This is a genomic window from Nocardia sp. NPDC057455 (genome assembly GCF_042802775.1).
Classification (GTDB): domain Bacteria; phylum Actinomycetota; class Actinomycetes; order Mycobacteriales; family Mycobacteriaceae; genus Nocardia.
On sequence record NZ_JBHVDM010000116.1, the window covers coordinates 1 to 19,231 of the forward strand.

General features: G+C 65.6%; 21 protein-coding genes, 1 tRNA gene and 1 pseudogene. 16 read left to right on the forward strand and 7 right to left on the reverse strand.

Annotation, left to right across the window (positions count from 1 at the left end):
* Window positions 1–149 precede the first annotated feature (149 nt).
* Entirely contained in the window at window positions 150–665 is a 516-nt protein-coding gene (locus tag ACFU5M_RS30750; protein ID WP_379054417.1) for an HD domain-containing protein, read from the forward strand.
* Here ACFU5M_RS30750 and ACFU5M_RS30755 read toward each other — a convergent pair.
* Together ACFU5M_RS30755 and ACFU5M_RS30760 are read right to left on the reverse strand one after the other, a co-directional pair.
* Complete coding sequence (locus tag ACFU5M_RS30755) at window positions 641–1,123, reverse strand: NUDIX hydrolase (RefSeq protein ID WP_379054419.1); 483 nt, start codon at window positions 1,121–1,123, stop codon at window positions 641–643. The two genes, ACFU5M_RS30750 and ACFU5M_RS30755, sit on opposite strands and share 25 nt — an antisense overlap.
* 4 nt (window positions 1,124–1,127) lie before the next feature.
* A complete protein-coding gene (locus ACFU5M_RS30760; RefSeq protein WP_379054421.1) occupies window positions 1,128–1,865 on the reverse strand; it encodes a helix-turn-helix domain-containing protein in 738 nt (245 codons plus the stop codon).
* Window positions 1,866–2,006: 141 nt separating this feature from the next.
* Here ACFU5M_RS30760 and ACFU5M_RS30765 point away from each other — a divergent pair, with 141 nt between their 5' ends.
* The 13 genes from ACFU5M_RS30765 (at window position 2,007) to ACFU5M_RS30825 (ending at window position 10,366) form a co-directional block, all read left to right on the forward strand.
* Entirely contained in the window at window positions 2,007–2,477 is a 471-nt protein-coding gene (locus ACFU5M_RS30765; protein ID WP_379054423.1) for a hypothetical protein, read from the forward strand.
* A complete protein-coding gene (locus tag ACFU5M_RS30770; protein WP_379054425.1) occupies window positions 2,477–2,698 on the forward strand; it encodes a hypothetical protein in 222 nt (73 codons plus the stop codon). The genes ACFU5M_RS30765 and ACFU5M_RS30770 overlap by 1 nt, the downstream gene beginning before the upstream one ends.
* Entirely contained in the window at window positions 2,698–3,360 is a 663-nt protein-coding gene (locus tag ACFU5M_RS30775; protein ID WP_379054454.1) for a DUF2637 domain-containing protein, read from the forward strand. The genes ACFU5M_RS30770 and ACFU5M_RS30775 overlap by 1 nt, the downstream gene beginning before the upstream one ends.
* Before the next feature lie 314 nt (window positions 3,361–3,674).
* Window positions 3,675–4,796 (forward strand): FtsK/SpoIIIE domain-containing protein, encoded by a 1,122-nt coding sequence (locus ACFU5M_RS30780; protein WP_379054426.1) that lies wholly within the window; start codon window positions 3,675–3,677, stop codon window positions 4,794–4,796.
* The gene (locus ACFU5M_RS30785; RefSeq protein ID WP_379054427.1) at window positions 4,736–5,002 is read left to right on the forward strand and encodes a hypothetical protein; all 267 of its coding nucleotides are present in this window, start codon (window positions 4,736–4,738) and stop codon (window positions 5,000–5,002) included. The genes ACFU5M_RS30780 and ACFU5M_RS30785 overlap by 61 nt, the downstream gene beginning before the upstream one ends.
* 11 nt (window positions 5,003–5,013) lie before the next feature.
* Window positions 5,014–5,325, forward strand: coding sequence for a hypothetical protein (locus tag ACFU5M_RS30790; RefSeq protein WP_379054429.1), 312 nt, complete (start codon window positions 5,014–5,016; stop codon window positions 5,323–5,325).
* A complete protein-coding gene (locus ACFU5M_RS30795; protein ID WP_379054431.1) occupies window positions 5,322–5,522 on the forward strand; it encodes a hypothetical protein in 201 nt (66 codons plus the stop codon). Before ACFU5M_RS30790 ends, ACFU5M_RS30795 begins: the two co-directional genes overlap by 4 nt.
* 98 nt (window positions 5,523–5,620) lie before the next feature.
* Window positions 5,621–6,223, forward strand: coding sequence for a DNA methylase (locus tag ACFU5M_RS30800; protein WP_379054433.1), 603 nt, complete (start codon window positions 5,621–5,623; stop codon window positions 6,221–6,223).
* Window positions 6,220–6,600 (forward strand): hypothetical protein, encoded by a 381-nt coding sequence (locus tag ACFU5M_RS30805; protein ID WP_379054435.1) that lies wholly within the window; start codon window positions 6,220–6,222, stop codon window positions 6,598–6,600. The genes ACFU5M_RS30800 and ACFU5M_RS30805 overlap by 4 nt, the downstream gene beginning before the upstream one ends.
* On the forward strand, window positions 6,597–7,223 hold the full coding sequence (locus ACFU5M_RS30810; protein ID WP_379054437.1) for a hypothetical protein: 627 nt from the start codon (window positions 6,597–6,599) through the stop codon (window positions 7,221–7,223). Before ACFU5M_RS30805 ends, ACFU5M_RS30810 begins: the two co-directional genes overlap by 4 nt.
* Window positions 7,224–8,921 (forward strand): replication initiator, encoded by a 1,698-nt coding sequence (locus tag ACFU5M_RS30815; RefSeq protein WP_379054439.1) that lies wholly within the window; start codon window positions 7,224–7,226, stop codon window positions 8,919–8,921.
* A gap of 15 nt (window positions 8,922–8,936) precedes the next feature.
* On the forward strand, window positions 8,937–9,155 hold the full coding sequence (locus ACFU5M_RS30820; protein WP_379054456.1) for a helix-turn-helix transcriptional regulator: 219 nt from the start codon (window positions 8,937–8,939) through the stop codon (window positions 9,153–9,155).
* Window positions 9,156–9,382: 227 nt separating this feature from the next.
* Complete coding sequence (locus tag ACFU5M_RS30825) at window positions 9,383–10,366, forward strand: tyrosine-type recombinase/integrase (RefSeq protein ID WP_379054441.1); 984 nt, start codon at window positions 9,383–9,385, stop codon at window positions 10,364–10,366.
* Window positions 10,367–10,408: 42 nt separating this feature from the next.
* Here ACFU5M_RS30825 and ACFU5M_RS30830 read toward each other — a convergent pair.
* From ACFU5M_RS30830 to ACFU5M_RS30840, 3 genes and pseudogenes are all read right to left on the reverse strand, one after another.
* Window positions 10,409–10,482, reverse strand: a tRNA-Pro gene (locus ACFU5M_RS30830).
* Between the two features lie 264 nt (window positions 10,483–10,746).
* Window positions 10,747–11,970 carry a cytochrome P450 gene (locus ACFU5M_RS30835; RefSeq protein ID WP_379054443.1) on the reverse strand — a complete coding sequence of 408 codons (1,224 nt, stop codon included), beginning with the start codon at window positions 11,968–11,970 and terminating at the stop codon, window positions 10,747–10,749.
* 865 nt (window positions 11,971–12,835) lie between these two features.
* Window positions 12,836–13,560: pseudogene (locus ACFU5M_RS30840) on the reverse strand (GNAT family N-acetyltransferase).
* A gap of 473 nt (window positions 13,561–14,033) precedes the next feature.
* Here ACFU5M_RS30840 and ACFU5M_RS30845 point away from each other — a divergent pair.
* A complete protein-coding gene (locus ACFU5M_RS30845; protein ID WP_379054445.1) occupies window positions 14,034–14,858 on the forward strand; it encodes an MBL fold metallo-hydrolase in 825 nt (274 codons plus the stop codon).
* A 67-nt stretch (window positions 14,859–14,925) separates the two neighbouring features.
* Here the strand turns inward: ACFU5M_RS30845 and ACFU5M_RS30850 are convergent, their stop codons facing one another.
* Window positions 14,926–15,957, reverse strand: coding sequence for an amidohydrolase family protein (locus ACFU5M_RS30850; protein WP_379054447.1), 1,032 nt, complete (start codon window positions 15,955–15,957; stop codon window positions 14,926–14,928).
* A gap of 434 nt (window positions 15,958–16,391) precedes the next feature.
* Here ACFU5M_RS30850 and ACFU5M_RS30855 point away from each other — a divergent pair, with 434 nt between their 5' ends.
* Entirely contained in the window at window positions 16,392–17,306 is a 915-nt protein-coding gene (locus ACFU5M_RS30855) for a class I SAM-dependent methyltransferase (protein ID WP_379054450.1), read from the forward strand.
* Window positions 17,307–17,352: 46 nt separating this feature from the next.
* Here the strand turns inward: ACFU5M_RS30855 and ACFU5M_RS30860 are convergent, their stop codons facing one another.
* Entirely contained in the window at window positions 17,353–18,621 is a 1,269-nt protein-coding gene (locus tag ACFU5M_RS30860; protein WP_379054452.1) for an alkane 1-monooxygenase, read from the reverse strand.
* Window positions 18,622–19,231 lie beyond the last annotated feature (610 nt).

The window sequence follows — 19,231 nt, forward strand, 5'->3', positions numbered from 1 at the left end:
GCTGTTGCCCAGCGGCTGGGCAACAGTTGCCCAGCCCCTGTACAGGCGTTCTACCGGCCTAGTGGGAGATTTTCCAGCGACCGCATAGGAGTTCTACGACCTGACTGGCAAGATTTTCCGCGCGTAGCATGGCAGCCGTGAATGAGGCTATGGCCGACCTGCTGTCTCCGCTGACCGAATCGCGACGTGCCCACTCGATCGCGGTGGGCCGGCGAATGGAGAGTGTCGCGGGACTGTTGCCGGCGGAACTGCGTACGGATGCGATCATGGCGGCGTATCTGCATGACGTCGGCTACGGGTATCCGGACGTGGGGTTCCACCCGATCGACGGTGCCCGGCTGTTGCGTTCGCTCGGGTATTCGCCGGTTGTGTGTCACTTGGTGGCATTTCATACGGCGGCAGAGGTGGAGGCGGACGTACGGGGCCTTGATGTCGGCCTGTTCGAAGAGTTCCGGCTGCCCGGCGTTGCAGGGCTCGACGCTGCTGATGACTTCATGTGGTGGGCTGACCTCTCCACCGGGCCAAACGGCGAGGACTTCACGGTGGATGAACGGCTGGCCGAGATCTTAAGAAGGTACGAACCAGGAAGCGTGGTTCATACCGCCATCACACGAGCAGAGCCACGGTTGCGGATGGCGGCTCAGCGGGCGTCGGGGTCGATGTAGGGTTCGCTCTCAGTCAGAGCCCAATCGATTCGCTTCCGCTGGCTGGGGTCCATACTCAGAGCTGGAATCTGATCAACCGGCACCCATTCGACGCGCGTGCTTTCGCTGCTGGTGGTCGGGTGCCCGCCGATTGCTTCACCGCGATAGACCACGGTGAATTCCTGCCGGACCTCATCGTTACTGGTGTAGTGGATGACGTGGGTCGGATCGGTGAAGATTCCGACGATTCCCGTTACGTGGATGTCGACTCCGGTCTCTTCTTGGGTCTCTCGGACGGCGGTGTGGCTGAGAGACTCGCCCGGGTCGTGCGCACCTCCGGGCATTGACCAGTTGTCGTTATCTGACCTGCAAATAAGTAGGACCGCGCCTTGCCGGTAGACGAATGCTGCGGCGCTAGGTCGGACGCTATTGGCTGCTGGAGCGTTGGGGTCCTGGTGGTAGTCGATTCGGCGTCCCATGAGGTCAGGATAATGCGGGACGTCCCGTGACCCAGGCAGCTTCGAACGACTCCATGTAGTAGGAGAAGAGGCGACCACCCGGGACGTGCTGCAAATGCTGAACTGGAGACTTCGCGGCGTAAGCACCGTAGCTGTGGGTGTTGACAAGCATCGAGTCGCCAAAACGGTAGATGCTATTGTACAGCGTCGTGCGGTGGGTGCGGATATCGACCATCGACAAGTCCATTGTTTCCCGGAGATATTCCAGCGTGGATTGGCACCGCTGAGGTAGCGACGGCAAGCCCTCCTCGCGGGCTCGGGCGAGAACTTCCGGCGAATCGCTCTCCCCAACGAGGATTCGAACCTGCACACCCGCACTTGCCTTGGCTCGGACGACATTTACGAAGTTGAGAGACTCCACGAGGAAGCCGCCTGCGTACACCAGGACATCAATGTGGCCAGTGGCCTGCTGCATGAGCGAACGCCAAACCTCGTGCGGTACCTCGGGACGAGTCGGCCAGATCTGCACTAGCTCCGATAACGAGGCGGTTGCAGATCGACTACCCGCCAAAAGTTCAGGCCAGAGGTAGGTCTCGTCGCAGGCCAGTTCACGGGCGACCTTTAGCCGAAGTCCCGGATGCGGGCATCGGTCTTGAGTGATCCATCGCTCGACAGTTTTGGTGCTGATCTTAAGCCGTTCTGCCAGAGCGTGTTTCGTTAGATCCGCTGCTGCCATTGCCCCGCGAAGCCGTTCATTCGTCATGGATCAATGCTATCGCAAAGTGTCCCCAAGTGTCCCAAATTTCGGGTTATTGCGTCCCTATGTGTCGCGGGATCCTAGATGTGTCGGAGGTTACAGGACCTCATTTAACGGCCAAAGCTTCGCTCACACAAGGGGATTCACATGGCAATCAGCAAGGGCTACAAGTTCGGTATCGAGTCGCGGGTGGCGTTCCCGAAGCGCCTGATCTTGATGGCTCCGATCGGGCCGGCGATCAAGTACAACCCGGACCGCAACGCGCTGCCGGAGCAGAAGTTCGACTTCGACCCGAAGACGGGGGAGGGCACGGGCCTGCCGTTGTGGACGGCGACGGTGACCGATCCGCATGAGGCCAGCGAGGGCAAGGGTAAGCGCGCGTCGTTCGAGATCACCTTCATTTCGCAGCATCAGCCGGTGCCGGCGGGTGAGCAGATCGTCGACGACATGTGGTTCATCGAGTTGGAGGGCCTGACGGCGGAACCGAAGGTGATGGGGCAGGGTGAGTTCAAGTACCTGGGCTACGTCTACCGCGCGACGGGGATCAAGGGCGACAACAACACCCCGAAGCCCAACGCCGCGGCCGGCAACGGCACCACCGCGAAGGCGGGTGCGTGATGAGCATCAACGTGTGGATGCAGGTCAGGTCGACACGTAGCGGTGATGACGATCGGGTGGAGGCGAGGTACGTCTTCGGCGTCGGCATGGTCGTTGTCTCGACCGGTTCCGGGGATCTGTACATGACGCCGGACATCGCGGCCGAGCTGCACGACCGGTTGGCGAAGGCGCTGAACGACTACACCGCCACCTCGGGTACCGGCTCGAAGGCTGTGGCGTGATGTTCGGGGATGACCGTTCGATGCGGATGCGGTTGGCGCTGGTGGCGGCGGTGTTGATCATCGTCGGTGTCGGCGTCGCCGCGTTCGTTCTCAGCTACGAAACACTCCGCGACCTGGCGGAGTTGGCGGGTATCGACCGCGATGATTCGTGGCTGTTCCCGGTGATCGTGGACGGCACCATCATCCAGGCCACGGTGTCGGTGATGGTGCTGTCCAACCGGCCCGATGAGCGCCGCTGGTTCTCCTGGGTCCTCGGGGTGAGTGCGGTGGTGTCGGTGGCCGGCAACAGCCTGCACGCCTTCACCGATGGGCAACAGCTTCCGAACTGGGTGGCGGCGGTGATCGCGGCTATCGCCCCGATCGCGCTGCTGGTGGACACCCATGGCGGGGTGATGCTGTTCCGCGCTGCCCAGCGCAAACGCGCTGAGGAATCCTCCGCGGAACCCGTTCCCGTTCCCGAACCCGATCCGGTGCCGCAGACCGACACGCCGGCTGTCCCTGCCGTCGCTCCCGCACCTGATCCCGAACCGGTACAGCTTCCACTCCCGGTGGCTCCGGCGGTGGTGCGTACGGCTCCGGTTCGGCCTATCCGTCCTGTTCCTGTTCGTCCGCGTCCGGTTCAGCAACCGATGCTGCCGCTCGCTATGCCTGTTGGGGGTTGAGATGACTGTTTCTGTTCCTGCTGTAGCGATGGGTGTTTCGTCACTGGTAACCCTGTTGGCCGGTGTCGGAGTGCTGGGTACCTCCTCGGTCTCCTCGGCTCCGGCTGTTCCGACGGCTGTGTCTTCCTCGGCGGTAGCCACCACAACCACCACCGAGAGTCCGGCTCCGGCTGCGCCCACATGCGTGATGTTCTGCGAGGACGCCGGTCTCGGCCGGTCTGATGTCGGCAAGGCTCCGGCTTCGTCCCCGGCTCCGGAGGGGTGCCGCTTGTTCTGTGAGCTGGAGCGCGGCCCGCAGGGTTGGGGGTTCTGAGATGAGTATCGCGAGTTCGGTGATGCTGGCCGGTGGTATGTGCACGGGGGCGTCGGCGTGGTGGTGGCTGCGGTCGCTGGCGGCGCGCGGTGCGGGCCTGCAACCGGATGGTGCTGTCCGTGACGCGGTTGCGGCTGCTCCGGTCGAGCTTCGCACGGCGGTGTTGGTGATCGCTGATCCCGAGCAGCGTCCGCGCATGTTCCTGTCGCTGAAACTGGGGTCGGTCGAGACCGGTTTCCCGGTGCTGGAGGACTGGGTGTACACCGACTACGGGCTTCAGGTGGATTTGCTGATGCTGTCGGGTCAGACCCGCAACGACTGGTCCAAGGACGAAACCCGCGACGCACTGTGCCAGGTGCTCGGGGTGGGGGACGTGCGGGTGGTGTTCCCGCATCCGGGCGTGGTTCGTCTCGAACTGCGGGTGTTCGACACCCTCGCGGACACGGCACCGCTGCCGGGCTTGGCCTCCGGGGTGGGTGTGGACCTGGAAGCGGTCCCGGTCGGCGTGACCGAGGATTTCGATTCCTGGCGGGTGCGGGTGCTCTACGGACACATCCTGCTGGCGGGTGCGACCGGTTCGGGTAAGGGCTCGGTGCTGTGGTCGATCATCGTCGCACTCGGCCCGGCGATCAAAGCGGGCCTGGTCGATTTGTACTTGGCTGACCCGAAGGGCGGCGCGGAGTTCGGCAAGGGCGAGAACCGGTTGTTCGTGCGCTTCGCCACCGACAACACCACCATCCTCGCGATGCTGGACGAAGCCGTCGCGCTGATGCGCGAACGGCTTGCGAGGATGCGGACGGCGGGGCTCCGCAAGATCGTCCCTAGCACCGATGAGCCGCTGATCCTGATCATCATCGATGAGGCGGCGTCGCTGTCGTCGTACGCCACCCGGGAGGAACAGCAAGAGTTTCGGCGCCTGACCGGCCTGCTGCTCTCGCAAGGTCGTGCGGCGGCGGTGTCAGTGATCGCGGCGTTGCAGGACCCGTCCAAGGAAACGATGCCCAACCGGCAACTGTTCCCTGTGCGCATCGGCCTGCGGCTGGACGAACCGACTCAAACGCGATGGTGCACGGGCAGGGCGCGCGGGATCGTGGCGCACGCTGCGACGAGATCTCCGACCTGACGCCGGGTGTCGGCTACGTCGGTGAGGACGGTTCGACCGAGTTCGTGCGGGTGCGTGCGTTCTTCGTCTCCGATGACGACATCGACGCGATCGTGGATGCGTACTCGCCGGCTGCTGAGATCACCGGTCCTGCTGAGGATTACTCCGGTTTCGATCCCGACGACTTGGGTGACGGGACCGCGGCGGATGGGCCGGTGGCGGCATGAGGCGGGGATTCGTGATCGAGGAACACGTGGTCGTGTACTGCGACGGCTGCGGTGACATTTACTCCGAAGCCGAAGGCGAGTCGATTTGCTTCGACTCCGTCAATCAGGCCGTGAACTACCTCAATGCCCGTAGCGGCGGCGTCGGGTGGCTGTATGACGGCGATCAGGTCCGCTGTGACGGCTGCCTCGCTGCTGCCCGCTGCGTCGAGCACGGCCACTCCTTCCCTGAGTCCTGGCAGACCACTCTGCGGTCGCTGGGCACCTCCACTCGTTCGCGCACCTGCACTGTGTGCGGCATCCCCGAAATCGAGGCCCTGCCATGAGCAGCAACGTCCGCTCCATCTACCCGCATGACGACATCGATGCCGTGATCGATACCCGTGCCCTGCGCCGCTGCCAACTCGACCGCCGCGGCGTCGACCCGATCGGGATCGCGGTGCATCTGCTGGTCGAGACCGGTGAGGCTCCGGGTTGGGATGCCGACTTGGGCGACGGCTACGGATGGGACGAAGCCGCATGAACACCGTGACCGGACGTCGTCCGCGGCTGCTGGATCTGTTCTCCTGCGCCGGCGGTGCCGGGATGGGCTACCACCGGGCCGGATTCGAGGTCGTGGGCGTGGACATCGAACCGCAACCGGATTACCCGTTCGACGGCTTCCAGGCTGACGCGTTGGAGTTCGCTCGCCGGCATGGGCATGAGTTCGACGCGATCCATGCTTCGCCGCCGTGCCAGTCCTCGACCGCGCTCACGAAGGGCACCAACGCCAAGCGGAACGCGGCGATTGGTCGCCGGCATCCGCAGTTGATCCCGGAGACCCGTGCGGTGCTGGAGGCCATCGGTCGGCCGTTCGTGATCGAAAACGTCCAAGGTGCACCAATCGGGCGGGACCTGCGGCTGTGCGGGGAAATGTTCGGCCTGCGGGTGCTGCGGCATCGGGTGTTCGAGTTGGGTGGCTGGAGTGTGGCTCAACCGGTCCACCCGAAGCATCGCGGTCGGGTGTCGGGGTGCCGACATGGTGAGTGGTTCACCGGTCCGTATGTCGCGGTGTACGGCGAGGGCGGCGGCAAGGGCAGTGTGCCGGAGTGGCAGGAGGCCATGGGCATCGACTGGACGACCAACCGGCGCAGCCTCGCCGAAGCGATCCCACCCGCCTACACCCACTGGATCGGCACCGCGCTTCTCGCTCACCTCGCCGGCAGGGAAGGGGTTGCGGCATGAGCACGTCCGAACCTGCGGTGTTCTTCTACCTGCTGCATCCCTCGCAGGTGAAACCCGGTGATGTCGTCTACGAGATCAACGACCGACCACTGTCCGGCGACGCGCTGATGATCCACGAAACCCGCGCACTTGCAGCCGATTTCACCGCGTTCGGTCGCGGGGCGTGGGAATTGATCCCCGAGCACGGTGGCCCGCGGCGGGTGGATGCCGATGCCCGGCTGAAAGTCGGACGCGACAACACCGTCAAACGCGTGAATCCGGTGGTGGCTGCCGCGGCGAGTCAAGTCCGCAAGCGCCGCCGTTCCACCGACCTGCACGCCCCGTGCCGGGGGCAGATGACCTTGTTCGACACCTCGAACCTGGAGGCGAACCAATGACCACCAAGACCGTCCATATCCAGAAGACCACGCGCTTGGACGCGTTCGACCTGATCGCCCTGGGGCTGCTCAACCTCTTGTGGGCAGCGGTGATCGGCCTGTGGTGGCTGATCCTGTTCCCGATGATTTCCATCCCCCTCGCCCTCGTCGTCACTGCCTGGGTGCTGGTGGGGTGGCCGGTGGGTCTCGCGACCGGCGGGGTGTCCGTCGCGGGACTCCTGGCGTGGCAGCGTTCCCGTCCGCAGATGTTCGAACGCTGGGTCACCACGCGGGCTCGGACCCGGTTCCTGACCTGGCACCGTTACCGGCGGCGGTGGGCCACGCTGATGAAAGCCTGCCACCTGAGCATCGACCGTGGTGACCGCACATTCATCCCGCGCCTGCTGACTGTGGAGATCGGCCCGGCGACCGATCGGGTTCGGGTGCGGATGCTGGAAGGTCACTGCCCGGCCGACTTCGAAAACCGTGTCACGCACCTGGCGCACGCCTTCGGGGCGTTGGACTGCCGGGCCACGATCACCGGTCCCGGAACGGTCGAACTGGCCTTCCGCCGCTCCGATGCTTTGGCTCAAACGATCACCCTGCCGCGGGTGGATCGCTGGACCCGACCGAAGGCGGCGTAGATGGAATCCACCACAGAGAATGTGGTCCCGCTCCGGCAGACCGCGGCCCAGCGTCGTGCGATGCCGGATTTCCGGGACATCGCCGAAGCCCTCGCGGACAAAGAGAAGGTGTGTCGTCGGCCGGTGCCGATGCGGGTGTATGACCCGAAGACGCTCACCGAGTACTACGTGGGTTCACCGTGCAAATCTACTATCGCCTCGGTCTGCCCGGCCTGCGCCGAACAGAACCGGTATCTGCGCATCATCCAGTGCCGTGAGGGCTGGCACCTGGACGAAGAACCCGTGAACGAGGTGAACGAACCCACCCAGCAACAGCAAGACCTGTTGGCGTGCCGCTCGGACCTGTTCAACGTCTACCAGGCCGCGAAGCAGGACGGCGACCAGCAGCGGATGGACGACGCTGCCGAAGACGTGGCAGGCATTGACAAGCAACTCCGCGCGACCGGGCTGCGTAAGTCGCTGCCGCCGTTGGAGGTCTCCGGCAAGAAGCGTCGGGTGCGTTCGACTCGACGCCGGCAGGATGCGCCGAACTTGCCGCGTAAGAAGGTCGCCAAGACCACGATCGGGCGGGAGTTCGCCGGCAAGTTCCGGCCCTCGATGATGCTGACGCTCACGATGCCTTCCTACGGGCATGTGCACCGTGACGGCGCGGTCAACAGCAAGGGCGAACCCTGCGGCGACGGCTCCCCGATCGACCCGGACACCTACGACTATGCTCGCGCGGCGCGGGACATCGTGCACTTCGCCGGCCCGCTGGATCGGCTGATGCAGAACCTTCGCCGCGCGGTCGGCTGGAACGTCCAGTACTACGGCGTGGTGGAACCCCAGCGCCGCGGCGCACCGCATATCCACATGCTCATCCGCGGCACCGTTCCGCGTGAGCTGGTCAAGCAGGTCATCGACGCGACCTACCTGCAAGTGTGGTGGCCCCACTTCGACCCGGAGGAGGAAATCTACCCCGGCGACAAGGTCCCGGTGTGGGATGACCGCAAGCTCACGTTCGTGGACCCGGATACCGGAGAGGTCCTGCCTACCTTCGATGAGAGGCAAGAATGCCTCGCGACGGTGAAAAACCCGAAGCCGGCGCATGTGGTGCGGTTCGGCACCCAGATCGACCGCAAAACCCTGCGCGGTGTGCTCGGCAATTCAGAGGAAGCCGGCCGGCACATCGGCTACATCACCAAGTACCTGACCAAGTCCATCGGGGAAATCCTCGAACCGCCGAACACCCGTACCGCAGTGCACTACGACCGGTTGCACGCCGAACTCCAGCACGTGCCGTGCTCCAAGACGTGCCCGGTGTGGCTGCGCTTCGGCATCGTCCCCGCCGGCGTCAACGAAAAGACCGTGCCCGGTCGCTGCCGCGGCAAAGTCCACCGCCGTGACCTGCTCGGGCTGCCCGGCAAGCGGGTGAAGAACTCCCGGCAGTGGTCGGGCAAAACCCTCCCCGACCACAAGGCCGAACGCGCCGAATTCGTTCGGCAACTGCTCGCCCTGGTCGGCATCGTCAAACCCGACACCTCACACCTCCAGGTCACCCCGGTCGAACCCGGCGACCAAGCGGTGCCACCGCGGGATCACCTGATCATGTCCTCGATCTCTCAACGCCTCGCGTGGAAAGCCGAGTACAACAGAGCACTCCTGGACGCGGGACCAGCAGCACTACAACAACTTTCGGCAATGCGACAAGCAGCATAGGGAGGGGTGAGTTTGATGGATACACGATTGGTTGACGGCAAGTGGTATTCGACGGCGGAATTGGCGTTGCTGCTTGGCATCGATCCGTCGAGTTTGCGGCGGTGGCGTACCGCGAATCCACCGTGCGGTCCGGCATTCGTGCGGGTCTCTCCGCGGGTGGTGAAGTACGCCGCTGGGGACATTGAGGTGTGGTTGCAGCGTCGGCGTACTGACCCGTCTGAGGCGGCAGCCTGATGGTTGATCGTGCGAGTTTCCCTGTCGGAGTACGGCTTTCGTCCGACATCGAAGAACGCTCGGACTACGGTCGGCGTCCGTTCAAGGCGCGGGTTCGCTGGACTGATCCAGCGACGAAAAAGCGACCTTCTATCTCGGAGCCGTTCGAGACCAGGGAGGAGGCGGAAGCATGGATTGCCCGTCTGGAGCGGCAGGCGGCTCAGGGAGTAGACCCGAAGACGGCGACGATGCGCCTCTCCGAGTACGGGGAAACCAACATGGAGTTGGCACTGCGTGGTCTGGAGAAGAAGACCACCGACCCGTACATGGCTGGCTGGCGCAAGCGCGTGGTGCCGACGCTGGGGCACCTTCCGGTGGCCATGCTGACCAACGGTGCCGTAGATCGCGCGGTGGTCGGCTGGATCAACAACGGCGCAAGCAAATCGACAGTGAAGAATAGTCTGGCCGTACTGGTGCGAGTGATGGAACAGGCTGTGCGGGACGAGATTCGGGAGACGAACCCGGCGCGAGTGCGGGGCTGGCAGAAGCTCTATCAGCAGATCGAGGACGAACTCGATGATCCGCGGTCGCTGGCGTTGCCCAACTGGTCGGCGCTTGTGACGTTGGCTGATGCCCTGGTGGCTCGTTCGGCAGATCACTACCGGGGTTGGGCTGATGTGGTGATCTTCGCCGCGTGCACCGCGTCCCGCATCGGCGAGGTCTCCGGCTGCCGCGTCGGTGACATCGACACCGACACCTGGACTTGGCGGGTGCGGCGGCAGACCACACCGGGACCGGGCGGTATGGAGGACAAGGGCACCAAGGGCAACCGGGTGCGCTACGTTCCGCTGATCGAGGAAGTTCGGCAACTGGTGACCCAGCGCATCGCGATCGTCGGGGCCGACAACCCCGATGCCCGGCTGTTCCGCGGTCCGCGTGGGGGACGGATCGCTACCGGCGTGCTCCGGGATGCCACCCATTGGGATGAGGTCGTGACCAAGCTCGGCTACGAGCATCTTCGGCGACACGATCTGCGGCACACCGGACTGACGTGGATGGCCGATGCCGGGGTGAGCCTGCACGTGCTTCAGAAGATCGCCGGACATGCCGACAGCCGGACTACAGAGCGGTACCTCCACCCTGACCGCCGGGAGATCACCGGGGCCGGTGACAAGCTCTCCGAGCACCTGCGGTCCCGTTCTGGTCCCGCTCTGAGGGTGGTCGGCGAATGAGGAAAGCCCCTCCGACGCTGGTCAGAGGGGCTTTCTCGTCTGTCGGGCTGACAGGATTTGAACCTGCGACCACTTGACCCCCAGTCAAGTGCGCTACCAAACTGCGCCACAGCCCGTTGCGTCCGCTGTGCGGGCGCTCGAAGAGATTACCGCACGATGCTGGGGCGGTGCTAATCGCCTAGTCAGAGGGTTGTCGTGTGAAGGTGGGGGCAGGGGAGGGCGGGCTCGTAGCCTTCGAAGCGGCCGTCGCGTCTTCCCGCCGGTCTCCGTCGCGTGGCTCGGCCAGGAAGCTCGGTTGCCCGGGTTACGGACAGTGGACCGTGTGGAGGGTGGGCGCATGTTCGCTGCCGGGGCGTGGCGCGACCACCCTCCCGCCGGTCTCACAGAAGAGCTAGGGGTGGGGACTCCGGGAAGGTGACCGGGACCGTCGCCGGTGCGCGGTGGAAGGTGCTGGGGAGCCACTGAACTTCCGCGGCAGGGATCGCCAGCCGAATTTCCGGCAGGGCATCCAGCAGTTGATCGAGCGCCTCTTGGGCCAGGACCATGCCGACCGACTGGGCGGGGCAGGTGTGCGGACCTGCGCCCCACGCCAGGTGCGAACGGTTGCCCTGGCGGTCGCCGGCCACCGCTGCGGGATCGTTGTTGCACGCCGCCAAACCGATCAGCACCGGTTGATGCTGCGGCAGCCACGTATTCCCGACGATTTGGGGCTGAATCGGATATCTGACGCAGGAATTCGTCGCGGGGGGATCGGTGAAGAGGACTTCGTCGATCGCGTCGCGGGTGGACAGCGCTCCCCCGAGCAATTCGCCGCCGAACCGCTCATCGGTCACCAGTAGCAGCACGGTGACCGCGATCAGATTCCACGTCGGTTCGGCGCCCGTCGTATACAACATGGCCAGCTGATGGACGAGTTCGGTCTCGCTGAGCCGCGCCGGATGCTGTATCAACCAGGACGCCACATCTGCCGCCGGCGCCGCCCGTTTGGCCGAGATCACCGCGAGCATCGCCGCGCTGAGCGTTCGCTGCCCCGTTTCCACCGCCGCCGCGTCGACGGCGTCGCGCAGGCTCATCATCGCCGTGTACGCGTCCTCTCGGATCTCCGGCGGGAATCCCAGCACCTCCTCCAGTACTCGGACGGTGAGCGGGATCGCGTACTCGTTGAGGAGATCCGCGGATCCGGTCGCGCAGAAACCGTTGATCAGCGATACCGCGGTGCGTTCCACCGTGTCGCGCAGTCCGTGCAGATCGATCCGATCGAGGCTGCCGGTGACGGCATTCCGGTAGCGGACATGCTCGTCTCCCGCCGTCCGCGACGCGTCCGGCCGCCACCGCATCGCCCACGGCACCGGGGACGGCGTCGACACACTGTGTTCCCATTCGCTCGGATCGGCCGAGAAATGCGCGGAGTCGGTGAGAACGTCCAATGCGGTGCGGTAATCGATGATCAATGTCGCGGACACTTCCGGCGCCACTTCCACCGGGACGAGCGAGCCGTGATCGCCGCGCATCCGCCGGTACGCGGCGTGCGGGTCGGCCGCGAACTCGTGTGAATACAGTTTCACCAGCGCGCGCCGTAGCGATCGGAGGGCATCGCGAGACATGGGCGAATAGTCAAGACAGGCTCCTGAAATGGGAATGCGGAATCGACGCCGGGATCCGCACGGCAGCTGTGGCGTAGGCGGATCCGGCCCGGTGTGGATAGCCGGGGTCGGCTACCGAAGGAAGATGAGGGGGAGAGGTCGGTGATAGGCAGGAGGTGCAAAAAGTCGCAGGGTTGCGAATCCTGGCGATCTATGCGCCCGGTGCCACCTCGACACGTTGAACTCCCCTGGTTAGGTCGCCGGCAATCGACGCCACGACCGAACCCGGCCGTCGAACCGACCGGTCCGCCAAAAGTGTTCGATCGCAGCGTAATTCGACTAACGCTGCGAAATCATACCTATCTCCGTCATCATTCGCAGCGCGAACTATCTCAGACGGCAGGGGCTCGGCGGCCGTTCCGGACCTGCCCGGTCAGAGGCCGGTGATCTGTGTCCGGTACCGGGCGAAGCTGTCTTCGGGTATGACCGGGACATCCTGAAGATCGTTGTAGTCATCGACCGAGTCGTCGACCCCGCGCCCGGTGGCCGCGCCGTAGAACGCGATCCGGCATGACGTTGCTTTTCCGTGCTCTGAAACATGCGTCGACTGATCGCTGGTCGAAGACGCGCGGATCGGCGTCTCCGGTCTATTCGAGCTCGATGGTCACCGGCGTGACATTCTTCGGCCGAGCAATCAGCAGGCCTCACCGCGCTATCGACGCGACATACCGGCGACCGGCGAGGCGCGGGGAAGGTCGATGCGCCTCGCGGAGCCGGCCATTTCCGCGATGCGAGGCGTGCGTAATGACTCGCCTCGGGCGCAACTGTCCCCGTGCATCGGGCAAGCGTGCTGGGCAACCCGCGACGTGAGGTCAGCCGCCGTGTGTCATGACAGGCGACTCGTGGGCGGTGCCTGCACGACCGTCAATTTCGTACGTCTGCGCAGCGTGAACCCGAGCGTCTCATATAGACCGATCGCGGTCGCGTTGCGGGCGAGCGCGTGCAGGAACGGTGTCTCACCGCGCCCGCGGATACCCGCGCCGACCGCACGGACCAGGCGTGTGGCGAAGCCGCGACCACGGAATTCCGCGTCGGTGCAGACGGCGCTGATCTCGGTCCAGCCGGGTGGGTGCAAGCGTTCTCCGGCATCGCCACCAGCCTGCCCTCGACCCGCAGGCCCAGGTAGGTGCCCATCTCGATGGTCCGTGGCGCATAGGGGCCGGGTTCGGTGCGGGCGATCAGTGCCGAGATCTCGGGCACGTCCGCCGCGGTGAGGACTTCCAGTTCCGGGTCGTGCGCGACGCGCAGGGCGGCGCCATCCATTTGCACCGAGTCCAATTTTTCGAGCACCGTCCAGCCGTCCGGAGGGACGTGCCCGTGCCCGCGCAACGCGGTGCTGCCGCCCGGTCCGAGGAGGGTGGCCAGGTCGGCCCAGTCCTGTTCGTCCAGCACCGGCGGGTGGCCGACGAACCGGGCGACTTCCGGGTCGTAGCGGCCGATCCGCCCCACCCAGCGGGCGAACCGGCGGTGCTCGCCACGCAGTGACGCGCGCACCGGGTCGTCCAGCGGGTGCAGTGAGGTATCGACGTCGATGGTCGACTCAGTTGTCACCGCGCACTCCTCCGCAACAGCGTCCGACCAGAGGACATTAGCGAGACGCACGACCGACGAGCACCGGTTGCGCTCAGCGCGATTCAGGCTCCGTGGCCCGCTCAGGGCGTCGCGACCCTGGCTCGCGGTGGCAGGACCACAACGGTGCCCCGCGGCGTCGGCAGCGGAAAACCTCGTGGCCGTGCCCCGAGCGGTTCGGCATCGCCGTCGGTCGGATCAGCGATCCGGAGGAATCGACGCCCTCGCGTCATCGAGAGCCGCCGCTATCGTCGGTGCGGACTACGTCATCGACGGTGGCACTTCGAAGAAGGCCTGAGCTCGGCTGCGACGGGAAGGATCCGTGTTCTGGCTGCGAGCTGTCGAATACGTTCGCGCCCTGTGCATTCGAGCGGTGAACGAGATCGGGGACAGTCGCGGCCGGACATGTAGGCGGGTAGGGTGACTGGCCGGACGGCGCGGATAGGAGCGGACTGGTGCGTGTCCATCATCTGGATGCCGGGGGAACTCGCCCTTTCGGAGGCGGTCTGTTCGACGGAAGGCCGGGGATTCGACGTAGGGCCGCCGGAGCGTGTCATTGCTTGTTGATCGAACATTCCGCCGGGTTGGTTCTGGTCGACACGGGTTATGGCGAGCAGGCGCTGGTCCGGCCGGATGCCTGGGTGGGGCGGCGACTCATCCGGCAATCGCATCCGGTTCTCGACCGGCCGATCGCCCAGCAGGTCGAGGCGCTGGGCTTCTCCCGCGACGACGTCCGGGACATCGTCGTGACGCATCTCGACCTCGATCACGCGGGCGGCCTCGCCGACTTCCCCCGGGCCACCGTGCACGTGCACCGAGCGGAGTTGGACACCGTCGAAGGTCCTTTCGGTCGTCGGGAGGAATTCCGGTACCGACCGGCGCAATTCGAGCACGGGCCACATTGGTCGGTGTACGAAGAGTCCGATAGTCACGCGCAGCGCTGGTTCGATTTCCAGGCGGTGCGCCAACTGCGGGGCCTGCCCCCGGAGATACTCATGATTCCACTGGCGGGCCACACGCGCGGTCACGTCGGTGTTGCCGTCGACACCGGAAACGGTTGGCTGTTGCATGCCGGGGACGCCTACACCTACCACGGACAAATGCGGGCGAAGCCGTCGATGCCGTTGGGAACGCGGGCTTTTCAGTGGTATGTCGACACTCGGCGGCAGTCGCGCATCGAGAACCAGCAGCGGCTCCGGGAACTCGTTCGCGACCACGGCGACGCGGTGACGGTGTTCTCGTCGCATTGTGCGACGGAATTCGAGCGACTGAGCAGCTGACGCCTGGCGTCACTACGCCGGTGAATTGGGCGACCTGACCGGCGGAAGCCGGATCGCCCGGTCTGGTTCAGCGGTGGGTGATCGCCCGCGCCACGCCGCGCAACAGTCGGCGCCGCAGACTCGCCCGCGCCCGGTCGAGCAGCGGTGGTTCCGGTGCCGGTGCGGTGTCGCCGAACTTCGGGAACAGCGCGAAAGAATTGCCGTGCTCGATCTTTCGGCGCGTGATGTCGTCGCATCCGGGAAAGGTGTCCAGGCCGGCGTTGAAATAGTGAACCGCGGGTTCGGGGGCGAAAGGCCAGTCGCTGCCGTAGAGCACGTGCCCGGGTTCGGCGAACGCCAGCAGGGTCGGCAGCGCCGCGGCACTCGCCGACAACGCGGTATCGAAATAGAACCCGGCGAAGTCGTCGAGGATGTCCAACGGGCTGCGGCCGGTGTCGTTGACGATGGCCAGCGCCATGCGGTGCGCGGCGTAGGGGACGAACCCACCGGCATGGCTGAGGATGAAGCGAATGTTGGGATAGCGACGCCGAATGCCGTTGCGCACCAGCAGAAACGCCGCCCGGGTGGTGTCGAGCAGGAAATCCGCGGCGAACGGCGGAACGCCCGGTACGGCGGGCGCGGGCAGGTCGGCCGGGTGGACGAATGCCACGGCCGATCTCCGGTCCAGGACGCGGAAGAGCTCGTCCTGTCCTTCCTCGCCCAGATAGGTCCCCGCCGCGTTGCCGAGCAGCACGACGCCGTCGGCGTGCAGATCGTCGAGGGCACGCTCCGCCTCGGCGGCGGCCGCGGGGACGTCGGGCATGGCGAGGGTGGCGAAGAACCCGAACCGGTCGGGTTCGGCGTGCGCCAGCGCGGCGGTGTAGTCGTTGACCGAGCGGGCGAGCTCGGCCGCCTGTGCCGCGTCGGCGACGAACGTGGTGCCGGGCGTCGACACCGACAGCACCGCCGAAGCGATCTCGGCCCGCTCCATCAACGCGCGCGCCGCCTCGGGGCGCCACTCGGGCAGCGCACGCCCGCCCGGGGCGGTTACGCCATGCGCGCGCAGCGCCTCGGCGTAGTCCGGCGGGATCAGGTGCTGATGCACGTCGACGCGGCTCATGAAGGCAGTCCTTTCTCCGGGCGCACCGTGCTCGACGAGGCGTCGAAGAGGTCCGAACCCTCACTCTGGCCTACCGCGGGACGCTACGCAACCGATTATGATGATTTCATCATTTCTACTTCGGCTGGGCGTGCTTGCGCAGGTCGAGCCGCGTCACCGCAGACGGCTGAGGACTCGGAGTCCGCGCGGCGACGCGGTGGGCCGCGGTTGCCCTCGCGTTCGCCGGATGGCCGGATCGCAAGGTCTGTTCGAAGGAGGCGAGGTAACGTGAAGGTGTCGGCCGGGGTCGGCTACGTGCTCGACGGCGTGGCGTCCTCGTCGGCAGCGCGTAGTCGGTGCGTCTTCGGACATCGTGGCGTATCCGGCCGGAAGCCGTCAGGGTCCGGCGGCTTTCGCTGAACAGCAGTGCTGGTTCGCGAGAAAGATCCGCCGTCATGAGTGTTCACGCCCCCCTGTACCACGAGGTCCTCTCCCGGGAGGAGCTGCCGGACGAGTTCTTCGGGCTCTTCCTCGACCCGACCCGTACCTACAGCTGCGCTTTGTGGACCCACCCCGACGACACTCTGGAAAAAGCCCAGATGGCCAAGATCGATCTCGCCTTGGCCAAATGCGATCTGCAGCCGGGGATGACCTTGCTCGACGTCGGTTGCGGCTGGGGATCGACCATGCTGCGCGCCATGGACACCTACGGGGTGAACACGATCGGGTTGACCCGCAGCCGCAACCAGTACCGGTATGTGCGGGACATGCTCGTCGACCGGCTGATCCGTGGCCGCCCCTACGGCGGGGTACGCGTACAGGGCTGGGAGGATTTCGACCGCCGCGCCGACCGGATCGTGTGCGTCGGAGCGATGGAACACCTGCCCGTGGACCGCTACGGGGAGTTCTTCGATTTCGCTTACCGCATCATGCCCTCGGACGGAGTGCTCGTGTTGCAGGCCGTGGTCAGCCACAGCCGCGACCATCTGCGGGCGCACGGGACCAGGATCACCAGCGACGACTTCGCCTTCCTGCGATTCCTGCGCGAGACCATCTTCCCCGGCGGTCAGCTCCCGCTGTCGGCAGGTCACTACCCCAAGGGTGTCACCGAATACGCCCAGGACGCCGGATTCACCGTCGCCGAGGTGCAGTCGCTGGGACCGCACTACACCACCACGCTGGACTGCTGGGCCGACGCCCTGCACGAACACCGTGATAAGGCGATCGAACTCGCCGGGCGGGACACCTACAACGCCTACATCCGGTATCTGACCGGGTCTGCCGAGTACTTCCGCCGTGGGCATATCGACGTCATGCAGTTCACCTGCCTCAAACCCGACGCTCGGCACCGGTCCGCGCTGCTGCGCTGATTCCGTTCTCGCCGTCGCGGACCACCGCTTCACCGATTCGCACTGGTCAGAACCGGATCTCCGTCGCGCCGGTCGACGGGCTCATGCTGGGGGTGCGGCGCTGAGCTGTCTGCCGCACGTCGCTGGGGGTGCGGCGCTGTGCTGCCCGCCGCACGTCCTCGCGCGGGTTCCGGATCGGCAGGGCGAGCCGCCGTCGGCGTGGCTTGGTGTTGATGAGCGTCATGTCGCCGTTGTAATGGGCGAGGACTCGGGGGTCCATGACGGCGCGCCACAGTGGGGGAATGATGGCCAGCAGGACCATGGTGGCGTAACCGGCGGGGAGCTGGGGCGCCACCTCGCAACTGCGGAGGGTCTGGTAGCGGCGGCCGGGGTTGGCGTGGTGGTCGCTGTGGCGTTGGAGGTGGAACAGGAAGATGTTGGTCACCAGGTGGTCGCTGTTCCAGCTGTCGCGCGGCGAGCAGCGGGCATACCGGCCGTCCGGGCGGCGGGCACGCAGCAATCCGTAGTGTTCGACGTAGTTGACGGTTTCCAACAGGCCCGCGCCGATGAGTGCTTGCAGGGCGAGGTAGGGCGTGACGGCGGGGCCGAAAACCACGATCAAGGTGATGAACAACGCCGCGCTCATCGCCCAGGCTTGCAGCAGATGATTGCTGGGGCTGAGCCAGCGTTTGCCGTTGCGGGCGAGGCGCTGACGCTCCAGCGCGAGAGCGGAGCGGAATCCGCCCGTTATGGTCCGAGGGAGGAACTGCCACAGCGATTCGCCGAATCGGGCGCTGGCCGGGTCCTCGGGGGTGGCGACGCGAACGTGATGACCGCGGTTGTGCTCGACGAAGAAATGTCCGTAGCCGGACTGGGCGAGCGCGATCTTGGCCAGCCAGCGCTCGAGACGTTCGGCGCGGTGGCCGAGCTCGTGCGCGGCGTTGATGCCGATACCGGAGACGAAGCCGAGCGTGACGGCCAAGCCGAGTTTGTCGACCAGGCTCAACGCATCGTTTGCCCACAGGTAGCTGGCAATCAGCAGTCCGATGAATTGCATCGGCAGGAAGAGAAAGGTGCACCACCGGTAGTAGCGGTCGTTGGACAGGGCCTCGTAGTCCTCGTCGCGCGGATTGCTTCCGTCGTCGCCGATGGCCCAATCCAGCAGCGGTATCGCCCCGAGGATGATGATCGGGCCGATCCACCAGAACAGTTCCAGCCCGGTGTACAACACCAGCTGGGAGGGCAAGAGCGCGCAACCCGGGGCGATCAGGCCCAGAAGCCACAGGTAACGCTTGGGGTCGCGGGCTCGCGTGTGCTCGAAGATCGTCATAGTCATCTCGCCGATCCGTCAGGACGACACTCAACCGACAGTTCCGACTGCGGACAACGCCTACATCGTGCACGCCATTCCAGGATAACTAGAAGTTCGCTAAGTAGGGGCAAACCGCCGAAACCGTTGTCCGGGCCGGCAACAGCCGCCCCGTGATCGCGCACCGCTGATCGGCCGAGCCGAATTTGCCAGGGGACGCTTCCGTGTGCGGCGGATGTCCGGCTCGGCGGCCGGGGGGCGGATAAGGCAACCTTTGTCGCGTTCGCCGGGGCGACGTCGAACCCGGAGGTGGGGTGCGTATTTCGGCAGCCGGGAATCGGCCTCCGCCTTTCAGGCAGTCGGCGCCGCGTCGGGTACGGAACGATCCGTGCCGGATCTGCGAGTATCACCGCTGTGCGCACCTGAGCGGCTCAGGCCGGCGGGGATGAGCCAACTCCGACATTCGAACCTTTCTGTACCGAAATCGACCGATCTGGGAACGGTGGGACAGCAAGTTCGGTGCAAGTAGCCCCGTCGGCCCTGGGCCGGGAGCTACGGGACGATCGTGGGGGTGAAGCTCGCCTGCCGCACCGGAGAACTGTGCCGTGCCGGACAGGCAGGTCGGCCGCGGTTCGGT